The organism is Bacillus sp. FSL R5-0523 (assembly GCF_037975295.1).
Lineage (GTDB): Bacteria > Bacillota > Bacilli > Bacillales > Bacillaceae > Bacillus > Bacillus subtilis.
In genome coordinates, this window is sequence record NZ_CP150251.1 from 3548429 (window position 1) to 3562169 (window position 13741).

14 protein-coding genes are annotated in these 13741 nt (G+C 41.9%); 8 read left to right on the forward strand and 6 right to left on the reverse strand.

Translation table 11 applies throughout. The annotated features are described in order from the left end of the window. Window positions 1-3: 3 nt before the first annotated feature. On the reverse strand, window positions 4-1716 hold the full coding sequence (gene alsS / locus NYE53_RS18135) for an acetolactate synthase AlsS (RefSeq protein ID WP_339246075.1): 1713 nt from the start codon (window positions 1714-1716) through the stop codon (window positions 4-6). Window positions 1717-1873: 157 nt separating this feature from the next. Here alsS and alsR point away from each other — a divergent pair, with 157 nt between their 5' ends. Together alsR and NYE53_RS18145 are read left to right on the forward strand one after the other, a co-directional pair. Continuing rightward, window positions 1874-2782 (forward strand): acetoin biosynthesis transcriptional regulator AlsR, encoded by a 909-nt coding sequence (gene alsR / locus NYE53_RS18140; RefSeq protein WP_003227859.1) that lies wholly within the window; start codon window positions 1874-1876, stop codon window positions 2780-2782. A gap of 209 nt (window positions 2783-2991) precedes the next feature. Further along, window positions 2992-4320, forward strand: a complete 1329-nt coding sequence (locus NYE53_RS18145) for an arsenic transporter (RefSeq protein WP_137201066.1) — start codon at window positions 2992-2994, stop codon at window positions 4318-4320. 56 nt (window positions 4321-4376) lie between these two features. Here NYE53_RS18145 and NYE53_RS18150 read toward each other — a convergent pair whose 3' ends face one another. The 3 genes from NYE53_RS18150 to cotH form a co-directional block, all read right to left on the reverse strand. Beyond that, on the reverse strand, window positions 4377-5054 hold the full coding sequence (locus NYE53_RS18150; protein ID WP_339246078.1) for a DUF2642 domain-containing protein: 678 nt from the start codon (window positions 5052-5054) through the stop codon (window positions 4377-4379). 59 nt (window positions 5055-5113) lie between these two features. Further along, on the reverse strand, window positions 5114-6211 hold the full coding sequence (locus NYE53_RS18155; protein WP_339246080.1) for a spore coat protein CotH: 1098 nt from the start codon (window positions 6209-6211) through the stop codon (window positions 5114-5116). A gap of 127 nt (window positions 6212-6338) precedes the next feature. Then, window positions 6339-7427: a spore coat protein CotH gene (gene cotH, locus NYE53_RS18160; RefSeq protein WP_032722649.1), complete on the reverse strand. Its 1089-nt coding sequence runs from the start codon at window positions 7425-7427 to the stop codon at window positions 6339-6341. 141 nt (window positions 7428-7568) lie between these two features. On the opposite strand from cotH, the gene NYE53_RS18165 reads away from it, so the two are divergent. The 3 genes from NYE53_RS18165 to NYE53_RS18175 all read left to right on the forward strand — a co-directional run bounded on the left by NYE53_RS18165 (window position 7569) and on the right by NYE53_RS18175 (window position 9461). After that, window positions 7569-8156, forward strand: a complete 588-nt coding sequence (locus NYE53_RS18165) for a spore gernimation protein GerQ (protein WP_339246084.1) — start codon at window positions 7569-7571, stop codon at window positions 8154-8156. Between the two features lie 174 nt (window positions 8157-8330). Next, window positions 8331-8948, forward strand: coding sequence for a flavin reductase family protein (locus NYE53_RS18170; RefSeq protein ID WP_339246086.1), 618 nt, complete (start codon window positions 8331-8333; stop codon window positions 8946-8948). A gap of 177 nt (window positions 8949-9125) precedes the next feature. Beyond that, window positions 9126-9461, forward strand: coding sequence for a DUF4181 domain-containing protein (locus tag NYE53_RS18175; RefSeq protein WP_046160935.1), 336 nt, complete (start codon window positions 9126-9128; stop codon window positions 9459-9461). A 4-nt stretch (window positions 9462-9465) separates the two neighbouring features. Here the strand turns inward: NYE53_RS18175 and ggt are convergent, their stop codons facing one another. Beyond that, window positions 9466-11043 (reverse strand): gamma-glutamyltransferase, encoded by a 1578-nt coding sequence (ggt, locus tag NYE53_RS18180; protein WP_339246088.1) that lies wholly within the window; start codon window positions 11041-11043, stop codon window positions 9466-9468. A gap of 213 nt (window positions 11044-11256) precedes the next feature. Here ggt and chrS point away from each other — a divergent pair, with 213 nt between their 5' ends. The 3 genes from chrS to chrA are packed head-to-tail and all read left to right on the forward strand — an operon-like array spanning window position 11257 to window position 12873. Next, window positions 11257-11733, forward strand: a complete 477-nt coding sequence (gene chrS / locus NYE53_RS18185) for a chromate efflux transcriptional regulator ChrS (protein WP_220396454.1) — start codon at window positions 11257-11259, stop codon at window positions 11731-11733. A gap of 13 nt (window positions 11734-11746) precedes the next feature. Next, window positions 11747-12340 carry a chromate efflux transporter subunit ChrB gene (gene chrB / locus NYE53_RS18190; RefSeq protein ID WP_015251064.1) on the forward strand — a complete coding sequence of 198 codons (594 nt, stop codon included), beginning with the start codon at window positions 11747-11749 and terminating at the stop codon, window positions 12338-12340. Continuing rightward, window positions 12337-12873, forward strand: a complete 537-nt coding sequence (gene chrA, locus NYE53_RS18195) for a chromate resistance efflux protein ChrA (protein ID WP_014665634.1) — start codon at window positions 12337-12339, stop codon at window positions 12871-12873. The genes chrB and chrA overlap by 4 nt, the downstream gene beginning before the upstream one ends. Before the next feature lie 132 nt (window positions 12874-13005). On the opposite strand, the gene NYE53_RS18200 is transcribed toward chrA, so the two are convergent. Beyond that, a complete protein-coding gene (locus tag NYE53_RS18200; protein ID WP_339246090.1) occupies window positions 13006-13719 on the reverse strand; it encodes an endonuclease V in 714 nt (237 codons plus the stop codon). Between the last annotated feature and the right edge of the window lie 22 nt (window positions 13720-13741).

Here is a 13741-nt window from a genome sequence, read left to right on the forward strand (position 1 = left end):
GTGCTAGAGAGCTTTCGTTTTCATGAGTTCCCCAAATTCTTTCGGAAGCTTGTCACTTGCTAAATTAATGTTATCACTGTAGTCAACCGGGACATCGATGATGACAGGACCTTCAGCGTTCATGCCTTGACGCAGAACATCTGCCAGCTGGTCTGGTGATTCTACGCGCAAGCCAGTTGCTCCGAAGCTTTCCGCATATTTTACGATATCGATGTTTCCGAAATCGACCGCAGAAGTACGGTTATATTTTTTCAATTGCTGGAATGCAACCATGTCATAGGTGCTGTCGTTCCATACAATGTGTACAATTGGTGCTTTTAGTCGAACCGCTGTCTCTAATTCCATTGCTGAGAATAAGAAACCGCCGTCACCAGAGACAGAAACCACTTTTTCTCCCGGTTTCACCAATGAAGCGCCGATTGCCCAAGGAAGCGCAACACCGAGTGTTTGCATACCGTTACTGATCATTAATGTTAACGGCTCGTAGCTGCGGAAATAACGTGACATCCAAATGGCATGCGAACCGATATCGCAAGTTACTGTAACATGATCATCGACTGCATTACGCAACTCTTTAACGATTTCAAGAGGGTGCGCTCTGTCTGATTTCCAATCTGCAGGCACCTGCTCACCTTCATGCATATATTGTTTTAAATCAGAAAGGATTTTCTGCTCACGCTCTGCAAATTCCACTTTCACAGCATCGTGTTCGATATGATTGATCGTGGACGGAATGTCACCGATCAATTCAAGATCAGGCTGGTAAGCATGATCAATGTCAGCGATAATCTCGTCTAAATGGATAATTGTCCGGTCTCCATTGACATTCCAGAATTTCGGATCATATTCAATTGGGTCATAGCCGATCGTCAGAACAACATCTGCCTGCTCTAGCAGTAAATCGCCAGGCTGGTTGCGGAACAAACCGATACGGCCAAAATACTGATCCTCTAAATCTCTAGAAAGGGTACCGGCAGCTTGATATGTTTCAACAAATGGAAGCTGAACCTTTTTCAAAAGCTTGCGAACCGCTTTAATTGCTTCCGGTCTTCCGCCTTTCATGCCGACCAAAACGACAGGAAGTTTTGCTGTTTGGATTTTTGCTATGGCCGCACTGATTGCATCATCTGCTGCAGGACCGAGTTTTGGCGCTGCAACAGCACGCACGTTTTTCGTATTTGTGACTTCATTCACAACATCTTGCGGAAAGCTCACAAAAGCGGCCCCAGCCTGCCCTGCTGACGCTATCCTAAATGCATTTGTAACAGCTTCCGGTATATTTTTTACATCTTGAACTTCTACACTGTATTTTGTAATCGGCTGGAATAGCGCCGCATTATCCAAAGATTGATGTGTCCGTTTTAAACGATCTGCACGGATCACGTTTCCAGCAAGCGCAACGACAGGGTCTCCTTCAGTGTTCGCTGTCAACAGGCCTGTTGCCAAGTTAGAGGCACCCGGTCCTGATGTGACTAACACGACTCCCGGTTTTCCAGTTAAACGGCCGACTGCTTGGGCCATGAATGCTGCGTTTTGTTCGTGCCGGGCAACGATAATTTCAGGTCCTCTATCTTGTAAAGCGTCGAATACCGCATCAATTTTTGCACCCGGAATGCCAAATACATGTGTGACACCTTGCTCCACTAAGCAATCAACAACAAGCTCCGCCCCTCTGTTTTTCACAAGGGATTTTTGTTCTTTTGTTGCTTTTGTCAACACCCTCACTCCTTATTATGCATTTTAAACGTAAAATTTTAAATATCTTGTGATAAGTTTCACTATACACTCTTTGGAAATTGACCTCCAATATCGATTCGCCTTATGATTAATATGTAATACGAATTATTAACCTATGGAAAGGAATGCATATTGAATGGAGCTTCGCCATCTTCAATACTTTATCGCAGTAGCCGAAGAGCTTCATTTCGGAAAGGCTGCCCGGCGGCTGAACATGACGCAGCCTCCTCTCAGCCAGCAGATCAAACAGCTGGAGGAAGAAGTCGGAGTTACGCTTCTGAAAAGGACAAAACGATTTGTCGAGCTTACCGCAGCAGGAGAAATCTTTTTAAATCATTGCCGCATGGCATTGATGCAAATCGGACAAGGAATTGAACTGGCACAGCGGACGGCCCGCGGCGAGCAAGGCCTTCTCGTAATCGGTTTTGTCGGATCAGCTACATATGAATTTCTGCCGCCGATTGTCCGGGAATATCGAAAAAAATTCCCATCTGTGAAAATAGAACTGCGTGAAATATCCTCGTCTAGGCAGCAGGAGGAGCTACTAAAGGGCAACATTGATATTGGTATACTTCATCCTCCCTTACAGCATACAGCTTTACATATCGAAACCGCCCAAAGCAGCCCTTGTGTTTTAGCTTTGCCTAAGCAACACCCATTGACTTCTAAGGAATCAATTACGATTGAGGATTTAAGAGATGAACCAATTATTACTGTTGCTAAAGAAGCATGGCCTACTCTATACATGGATTTTATTCAGTTCTGTGAACAAGCGGGCTTCAGACCCAACATTGTCCAGGAAGCCACAGAATATCAAATGGTGATTGGTTTAGTCAGTGCCGGAATTGGTATGACATTTGTTCCTTCCTCAGCCAAAAAATTATTTAATTTGGATGTTACTTATCGAAAAATGGACCAAATACAGCTTAATGCCGAATGGGTTATCGCTTACCGCAAAGACAATCATAATCCGCTTATAAAGCATTTTATTCATATTTCAAATTGTCAGCAGACAAGAACTAAAGAGAGTGATGCAGGTACATGAACAATACTTGCAATCTCTTTTTTCTTTTGGATTCTTATGGAATTTTTATTAATTTAATATAATCGCTTAGTACAACTTTATATCAGTATACGTATACATACAGTACAAATAGTTGGCAAGGACATCAGTAAGCGCAGGACATTAGTTTGATTTTAAAAATGAAAGATAGAGAGGTGAAGTAAATTATTGAGTTCACCGGCATATTCACATTGCTCGCTTTTTTCGTAACAATGATTTTTATTTTCTGGAGACCAAAAGGACTAAATGAAGCTATCCCCGCCACATTTGGCGCTTTAATGGTTTTATTGTGCGGAAGTGTGTCATTGGCAGACTTAGGGGAAATCGGAACAAAAGTCACGGGTGCATCGGTTACAATCCTTGCCACTATGATTATGGCCATTGCACTAGAAAGCTTTGGTTTCTTTTATTGGGTGGCTGCAAAACTGCTCCAACAATCCAAGGGTTCAGGCATCAAGCTTTTTTGGCTAACCAATTTGCTCTGCTTTCTCATGACCATTTTCCTGAATAATGATGGGAGCATTTTGATCACAACTCCAATCCTTTTGCTTGTACTAAAATATTTAGGTTTAAAAAAACATCAAAAAACCCCATATTTATTAAGCGGTGTTTTAATAGCCACAGCCTCTAGCGCACCGATTGGCGTAAGTAATATTGTTAATTTAATTTCTCTCAAAATCATTGGAATGGATCTATATCTTCACACTGCCATGATGTTTGTCCCTAGTATGATGGGACTCATTTTTATGACTTGTCTACTGTTTATGTTCTTTTATAAACGTCTTCCCAAGAGCCTTCCAGATATACCGAGCCATTTTCAGTCTCTGCGGCATAGAAGGTACCATCCTCTTCATTCGCCATCAGCTCCTTTACCAGAACGAAATCAAACAAAAATCATGTTGTTTGTGCTTGCATTTGTTTTTCTCGTCAGAATGAGTCTATTTGCAGCATCATATACCGGTATTTCTGTTCCTCTAGTCGCTGTCATCGGATCTTTTATCCTTTTGAGCTGGAGATGGATTTATTTCAAAACCTCCCCAAGAGACTTGTTATATAAATCGCCTTGGCACATTTTTATATTCGCTTTTACTATGTATGTCTTAATTTATGGTCTGCATAATATTGGATTCACTGAGTTACTTGTGAATTATTTTGAACCTGTGGTTTCTGGAAGCCTCGCCCATGCAACTTTCGCATCAGGTATCTCTACTTCTGTTTTTTCTAATCTCTTTAACAATCATCCAGCGTTAATGATCAGTACTTTTACCTTAACTGAAATGACCCTGAATCCTTCAACAACAAAAATCATCTACTTGGCAAATATTATCGGCAGTGATATCGGTTCATTATTATTACCTATGGGAACCTTAGCAACGCTTATTTGGATGCATATATTAAAACAGCATGATGAAAGTATTTCATGGGGCGAATATATAAAAACGACCATTATCATCATTCCGCTGACTGTTCTTTTTACGTTAACATGTTTATATTTTTGGATCAGTTGGTTATTTCTTTAGTACAGTATGAAACGAAAAACTGCCTTCTGCTATTCAAGAGGGCAGTTTTGCATACACTAGGGAAGATGCATTGTCTTTAGATGATTTAACTTCCAAATGATTGGCTCTCCATTTGCGTTAATAAGCTCAATGATATTATTAGAGACATCCTTTAATAGTCCGACTTTTTCTGGCACCTCTCCCATATCAAATATGACCAATTCACCAATATTTTTTTTGATCTGCTCCTCAAAATTACGTACAAGAGGAACTTTGGAAGGCACGACCGGCAATTGTGAGTTGTCAAGCGTATACGGTGTTTGTTCAGTTGAATAAGGGGTAAACCATTTTAAATGATGCATAGATATAAAAAGTATTTTAAATACGGGTGAGAAAAATACAATATAATCGTTTAAAACATTTGTAACATACCCATGGATCGATCGACCCCCAGTTACATAAACTTCAATAAACTGGCCTTTGACCTTGTTTAATGTATTTCTATATGAAAAAGCTTGAGTTTCTGCCTCTATCATTGGATCTTCCGGATTGATCAACAATGGCTTCTCAGTACTGGTCATTATTTTCGCCTTGTTCATTTGATGAAGATGCAACAAGGGAATATAAAGATAATTGCAGCCATCAAAAATAACAAAAATATCCTGTCCGATATCTATGAGGGTGCCGACAAACCTTGTATCTCCTGAAATGACAACCTCAACATCTGTGTTAAGGAATTGATTCAAACCTTTCACGATTTTCCTCCTTTAACTGAAAAAGGGCATCACTTAATCTGATGCTCCTCCATTATCTATTAAAATTTACGTTTCCAGTGATAGTCTATCGTTCTGACAATCGTTTCATAGCTATAATCTTCCTTTTGTTTTCCTGAACTTTTTAAGGAACTTGAATAACCTGGTGATCTTGATGATTGATAATCTGATGATCTTGGCGATCGTTTAGATGATTTTGATGAACTCTTTGAACCTGATGAGCTGTATGATTTTGATGATTGATAATCTGATGATCTTGGAGATCGTTTAGATGATTTTGATGAACTTTTTGAACGTGACGAACGACCAGATTTGGATGATTGATAATCTGAAGATTTTAGTGATCGTTTAGATGATTTTGATGAGCTATATGATTTTGAAGAAATGAACGAATTGCTGTCCTTATCATTATTGTCTTCCTGGCTTTGTTCATTCTTTTGATCCTCTTTTTTGTACGACCCTTTTGGGCCTAAGCTGATGCTTTTTATGTGATAAGAATAGATGCGAAGCACCTCTTGATTTTTCACTATAGTATAATGGCCGTCGGCATTATCTACAAGGATACCCTCAATGGCTTCCGGACCTCCACGATTAATTGAAACCCATTTATGAGTCAGACTCTTAAAAACCTCGCTTAAATCATCAGCTTCCAAGACACCTGATGGCGTCTGTCCTTCTATTTTCAAATCGGGCTCATGTTTACTTATACTCTTTATGTGATGGATATTAAAATACACTACCCCATCCTCATTTGTGTTTAACGCAGCGTAATCATCTCCCAGCCAGACCAATCTTCCTTTTTTAGATTCCGGACCCCCTTGATTAAATTGAACTGATTGGTTCATGAATTGTCCGATTAAGCTATGAAAATCGTCAGCGTCGGGCATTTCCTCAGTCTCAATTGCTGTGGTGCTATTATTGGTATCCTCAGTAATACTTTTCACATGATCCAACTGATAATAAATTATTTTTTTTTCAGCTTGTAAAGCAATATAATCTGATTTTACAGCAGTTAATTTTCCTTTTTTAGATTCCGGACCTCCACGATATACAGTAACAATTTTATCTTTCATTGAATGCAAAAAGTTATAATAAGATATTTCATCATTTGAATGATACTTCATTCTCCTCTTGCTCATTCAAGTTCCTCCTAGTCACTTATACATAGATGATAAACATATTGCATATATACGTGTCACGTTTATTTGTTGAACTAATTCAATAGCCTAATTGTCGCTTTTTCAGCAAAATACCTATTTTCACACATTATAAAATACTTAAATTATTTTTGAGGTATTGTGAACGGTTTTTAATATACTCACAAATCACATCCGGCTCCCGGTCAAAACGCTCAACATCATTCTTTTTATATGGGTCCATCAAGATAAAAGGCCTAATCCGTTCATACATCGCCATGATTTTCGGTTCCATATATTCTATCGTAAAAAGAGATTGGAGCGTTTTTTCTAACAGGCGCTTGTAGGACTTGCGAAACTCGGATTCATCCAATATCCGGGCGGTTAGTGTATTAAATCCTTGAATTCTTACATAATCGGCAGCCATCCGCTCTCCATGGATATCCCTGCCCCAGGTCGCATCATAATCCCAAGGAATCACCTCAAATAATCCGGTTTCCCCGCTTCTGTATAATGCGTAGTTGTGGACAAACCCGTCATAGTTCGAGGTGAATACAATACCGGCAAGCCAGCGCAAATACTTATCGACATCCACGTGTTTTGTCACTTCTGACTTAAACTGGGCTTTAGGGACAGTATTAATTTTAAAAATCATATCCTGTAAATAAAAATCATCTTCCACAGTCCCTGTCTTCTTTTCATATCCAAGCTCCAGCGACGTCTTCGTTTCCTTTTCCAAATCGCTCATCAGAGAAAAGTTAGCATCATCATCCACCGCGTAAAAAATCGCGCCATCAGCCAGCTTCCTTTTCGCCAAATAATATTCATCTACGGATTCAAGTTCAAGATAAACCCCTTCATTCTTCCCATTCACCTTTACAAACACAAACTCTGCCTTTGGAGACAGTGTCCCTAGCTCCGAGAAAAAATCCAGAGACAATTTGTTTCTCATCAAGGAAGGGTCTTTATACTCCGCATTTAAGTGAATCTCTCGCGCGCCGCGGAATGTTTTCGGCTGATAAAAGGCAATATGGTATGACTTCTTTTTGAAGTCTCTGATATGTGATCCCCGATAAGCGATATCAATATCCAGCCTTTTTTGATTTACCTTCATCACAGCTGGCACCGGATCATCGTCCCATATATCCTTTTTTAATTCACGCAAATCTTTTGGATGAACAAACAGCTGATAAAGCGGTAAATTGGATTGATTCTTCATCCATAATCCTCCTTACAAATTTTAGGCTTTTATTTTTATAAGATCTCAGCGGAACACTTATACACTTTTTAAAACCGCGCGTACTATGAGGGTAGTAAGGATCTTCATCCTTAACATCATTTTTAAAAGGAGGATTTCAAATTGGGCCACTATTCCCATTCTGACATCAAAGAAGCGGTGAAATCCGCAAAAAAAGAAGGTTTAAAGGATTATTTATACCAAGAGCCTCATGGAAAAAAACGCAGTCATAAAAAGTCGCACCGCACTCACAAAAAATCTCGCAGCCATAAAAAATCATACTGCTCTCACAAAAAATCTCGCAGTCACAAAAAATCTCGCAGCTTCAAAAGATCGTTCTGCTCTCACAAAAGATCTCGCAGCCACAAAAAATCATTCTGTTCTCACAAAAGATCCCGCAGCCACAAAAAATCTCGCAGCCATAAAAGATCTCGTAGCCACAAAAGATCTCGCAGCTTTAAAAAGTCATGCCGCACTCACAAAAGATCTCGCAGCTTTAAAAAGTCATGTCGTACACACAAAAGATCTCGCAGCTTTAAAAAGTCATGTCGCACTCACAAAAGATCTCGCAGCTTTAAAAAATCATGCCGCACTCACAAAAAATCATATCGTTCCCATAAGAAACACTACAAAAAACACGATGATTATGACAGCAAAAAAGAATACTGGAAAGACGGCAATTGCTGGGTAGTCAAAAAGAAATACAAATAATCTAAGTTTTCATTGTTTCAATAGGCTGCCGGCGGAGGTACGGAAGCCTATTTTTTTATTTGCCCTGTATTAGATATATGTCATGACATAACATATGCAACCCGCATCATTTGGTTTCCTTTAAACCATTTCGTTATAATCAAGGTATCCTAACGATAAAGGCGGTTTGTTGCTATGTACATATTTCAAGCTGATCAGCTTAGTGCCAAAGACACATACAAGCTATTGTCAGGTACCGTTATTCCCCGCCCCATTGCATTTGTGACAACACTTTCTTCAGAAGGAGCGGTCAATGCCGCGCCTTTCAGTTTTTATAACGTCGTCAGCTCAGATCCTCCGCTTCTCAGTATTTCTGTTAACAGGACGGAAGGACACCAAAAAGATACAGCGCGAAACGCAGTGGAGAACGGAGAATTTGTCGTTCATGTCAGTGATGAAGCCATCATTGAAGATATCAATGAAACAGCTGCAAGCTTAAGGCCGGATGAAAGCGAGCTTACACGCACCTCGCTTCATCCTGTTGAAAGCAAAGCTGTTTCAGTTCCCGGCATTAAGGAAGCCCGCATTCGCTTTGAGTGCAAATTAGAGCGGCATATTACCTTTGACAATGATCAAGGCATCACTACAGCAGATCTGCTCATCGGAAGGGTTGTCTGCTTCCACCTAGATGAAAAGGTGTATGATGCAGAAAAGGGATATATTTTAACGGATGAATTAAAACCTGCCTCACGATTGGCGGGAAATCACTATGCCAAGCTGGGGGAAGAATTCACACTGATTCGTCCCAGCTGAAGAGAAGGACTATTTAAATAGAAGAAACTAGTCAAAAAGACCTTATGATTACAAAATATCGCCTGTAAATAACTGAAAAAATATCAAAAAAAAGAACACCCAGAGTAAGCTCGGGGTGTTCTTTTATGAAACGTTTTTCCTTTTTCTTCGTATAAAGGTAGATGAGGAGGAATTGGAATGACAAACTTTTGGATTTTAATGCTGATCGCTATTACCATCAGTCTCGCCTCTCAATTTTTTATAAAGAAAAAATACGGTATTGATAAATCCGGCTGGCGATATAAGCATGTCAGCAATACACACAAATGGATCGAAATCACTTTACTTATTTTGTTTGTGGTTTCACTCTCCTTTTTTCCAGTTGAATATTTGCTTCTTTTATTTTTTATTGTGATTGACTCAATACGAATTTTTATGGAGTGGCATTATAGACCTGAAGATAAACAGTATATGTACCACATTGTAGAGGTCTCCCTTATGTTTATGCTTTTGATTTATATTTGTACCCTATAGTTATTTAAATCCCCACAGCCGCTCCGTCTCCCCGAGGATCGGCTCCGCCTTGGAGAAAGCCTTCTTCATCAACTTTGATTGCAGCCGCGTGTCCCATCAGCGGATCATAGTCACCGACAACCTCCACGAGATGCCCGCTGCCTTTCAGTTTTTGGATTGTTTTGTCTGTGAATCTTCCCTCGACTCTGAGACCTTCGTATTCCTCTCCCCACGTTCTGCCCCATACCCAGCGCGGTTCGCTGATTGCCTGTTGTGGATGCATTCCGTAGTCCAGCATTCGGGTAATGATGGCCGTCTGGGTCTGCGGCTGGCCTTCGCCGCCTTGTGTGCCGTACAGAATTTTTGGCTTTCCGCCTTTACAGACCATAGCCGGCATCAACGTATGGAAGGTGCGCTTTCTCGGTTCAAGCTTGTTGACATGATTTTCATCCAGTGAGAAAAATGATCCGCGGTTTTGCAGTAATATGCCTGTATCACCCGCAGTGACTGCCGAGCCAAATTCAAAGTACAGGCTTTGAATGAATGACACTGCGTTGCCATCCGCATCGATTACGGCCGCATATGCCGTATCACTTCCCACCGGCCTGCTTTCTGCCGGTTCTGCCAGATAGCCGATTTCTCCCGCAAATCGTTTCGCATAATTTTTATCTAAAAGCCTTTCAAGCGGAATGTCAGCAAACGCAGGGTCAGTCAAAAAGGCATTCCGATCTACAAAACTCTTTTTCAACGCCTCCACAAGCACATGATAATACTCAAATGAACCGTGCTCGATTTGGGTGAAATCATAGTTTTCCAAAATGTTCAGTGTTAATAAACCGGTAAATCCCTGAGAATTCGGCGGCGCCTGATACACACTGTATCCTCGATAATCACTTGATACAGGCGCTGCCCACTCACCCCGATGCGCTTTAAAATCATCGATTGTCATGTAACTGCCGTTATTCTGTAAATGTGAGACAATCCGCTGAGCGAGATCTCCTTCATAAAATGCGCTTCTTCCTTTTTCAGCAATCACATTCAGACTGTCTGCAAGCTCTTTTTGCACAAACCGCTCTCCCGGGACAGGTGCATTGCCCCTTCTCGTGAAGATGTCAGCCGTGTAAGGCGTGGAAGCCAGCAATTCAATATTCTTTTCTGTGTGACGACACTGATCAGCTGATACAGGAAACCCATTTTGGGCATAATCGCGTGCGGGCTCCAATACATCTGCAAGAGACAGACGCCCGTACTCCTTCAGGACCGCATCCCAGCTATCAACCATTCCCGGCACGGTAATGGCACTGTCAATCCCCCGCAGCGGAATCGCGCTTTTTCCCTTATATACATCTCTCGTTACGTTTTTTCCTGAACGGCCGCTGCCATTGTAGACTTTTACTGCCTTTGTTTCCTGGTGAAAGGTTAGCCAAAAGGAATCCCCGCCAAGTCCGGTCATATGCGGGTACACAACCGCAAGACAAGCACTCACCGCAACAGCGGCGTCAAACGCGTTGCCTCCCTTATCCAGTATGCGGTTTCCGGCTTGAGAAGCGAGGTAATGCGGACTGACGACCATTTGCTTTGTACCGATGACAGATTTGTTCATCACAAGTCCCCTTTTTTAAGAAATTTTCTTCAGTATAGGGAGCCTAATTTTTCACATCTACTGATCCGGCAGAAAAACTGACGAACTTTCTTCATTTCGCAAATAATAAGATATTTTCTCATTCATTTCGAAAACAAATGAAAAATTATTATTTCGATACGTAACTTTTATGATAAAATGATTGCTAAAAGGCTACGAAAGCAGGTGGAGCAATTGAGTCATGAATATCAAATCCCCAACCTTGTACTTGATAAGACTGATAAACAAATTCTCACGATTTTGCATGAAGAAGGCAGAATTTCTTATACGGATCTTGGCAAAAGAGTCGATTTATCACGGGTCGCCGTCCAGGCCCGTATCAACCAATTAATTGAAGCCGGTGTGATTGAAAAATTCACCGCTGTCATCAATCCCGCTAAAATCGGCATTCATGTTTCCGTGTTTTTCAATGTCGAGGTAGAACCGCAATTTTTAGAAGAGGTCGCTCTTAAGCTTGAGGAAGAGCCTGCGGTCACCAGCCTTTATCACATGACAGGCCCGAGCAAGCTGCATATGCATGGGATCTTTGCCAACGATCAAGAAATGGAAGAATTCTTAACAAAACGGCTGTATCCATTGCGAGGCGTCGTCAGTGTTGATTGCCAGATGCTGATCAAACGATACAAAAGCCGTATGGGAATGAAGCTGTAAAGGAGAGAAACGAATGAAAAACCATCCTTATCGGGATATGACGGCCGCAATGGTTCGCACCGGCATATTAGGGTTCGGCGGCGGACCTTCCGTGATTCCGCTGATCCGCCATGAAGCGGTCAATAAATATAAATGGATTGACGATGATGAATTCGGAGAAATATTAGCAATCGCTAATGCGCTTCCCGGACCGATTGCCACCAAAATGGCTGCTTATCTGGGCTTTAAGCTAAAAGGCACATTAGGTGCAGTTGTGGCGACCCTCGCCCACATTCTGCCTACATGTCTTGCGATGGTGGGCTTGTTTGCGGCTGTAAATGTGTTAAGCCATTCAGCAATTGTTGCAGGTATGATCGGTGCCGTCACGCCGGTAATTGCGGTAATGCTCGGAATCATGGCGTACGAGTTTGGCCAAAAAGCGCTTAAAGGTTTCGGCTGGGTTACCGGCATCCTGTTTTTTATCATCGCTTTTATCGGCCTGCAAACTTTACAGATTAATCCCGGCCTGGTCATTATCATTTTCTTAGCGTACGGGGCGTTTCATTTTAAACTGAAAGACAAAATCACAAATAAACATTCAAAAGATAAAGGAATGTCAGCCTCATGATATCGATCTATTTATTTATGGCGTTTTTTATCGCAAACCTACTGGGATATGGCGGCGGACCAGCGTCTATCCCGCTAATGTTTGAAGAAGTCGTAAACAGATACAGCTGGCTCTCAAACGATCAATTCTCAAATATGCTCGCACTTGCGAACGCATTGCCGGGCCCGATCGCCACGAAAATCGCTGCGTATGTCGGCTACAGCGCAGGCGGGTGGCCCGGCTTCCTAATTGCCCTGATCGCAACCGTCGTACCGTCGGCGCTCGCATTGATCGTCCTGCTGCGCATCATCCAGCGCTTCCGCCAATCACCTGTCATCAAAGGCATGACGCTGTCCGTCCAGCCTGTCATAGCGGTCATGATGCTCATTCTTACCTGGCAAATCGGCGCAGACGGCATCAAAGCGATCGGCTGGATCCAATCTATTGTGATTGCGGGGATCTCCCTCCTTGCCATGACAAAATTCAAAATGCATCCGGCATTTTTGATTATTGCGGCGTTTTTGTATGGCGGCCTTGTGATTCCTCATTTATAGAAAAAAGCACCTGGACAGGTGCTTTTTTATTTTGGCCCAGAAATGCCGTTTGATATATGGTTCCTCTCATTTTCACAGAATGCCCTGTATATAGAAATCAATGAAAAAACTTGCAGCTCCGGTCTGCAAGTTTCACACGTGATTTTTCTGATAAAACGTTCGCAAAACATGCGTCTCAAGGTCAGCCAGGCGGACAGGGATCGGCAGCCTGCTTTCTTGATTGATCAAGCTCATCGTGATCTGATAGCTGCTGTCTAAATCAATGTTATTTCCGCAAGACAAGAAAATAGGCTTAACATCCCGCCGCGTTCGCAGCGCCCGTCCATATACCTCGCCGTCAATGAGAATATCGGTGTATACGCATACTTCATTTTCAGGCATAACGAAATCGCAGCCTTTGATTTTGAGATAGGTTTTCGCAATCCCAATCGTCGGCTTACCCAGAAAAAAAGCCGCATGGGTGGCAACGCCCATATGATTGTAATGCAGATATCCGTTGCCATCAAACAAGAAGACATCCGGCTCCGTCTCCAGCTTTTTCGCCGCCTCGATGATCAAAGGCAGCTCACGAAACGCAAGAAAACCGGAAACATACGGCACGCTGATTCTCCCCATGCTGTGCACTTTTTCAATGATTTCTTTTGTATCAGCGTCAATCACGATAATACAGCACACCCCATACGGTTCTCCATCCTGCTCCCAATAGGCCAGGTCGACGCCTGCGCAGGTGTTGATGGAGTCTAGGTGGATGGAGGGGGATAGGTTGATTTTATGGATAAGGGATTGTTGTGTTTTTACAAATTCTTCTCTGTTTAGGTTGAAAGAATGTATTTGTTTAACATGCATCTAAAATCAATCCTACCTCCTG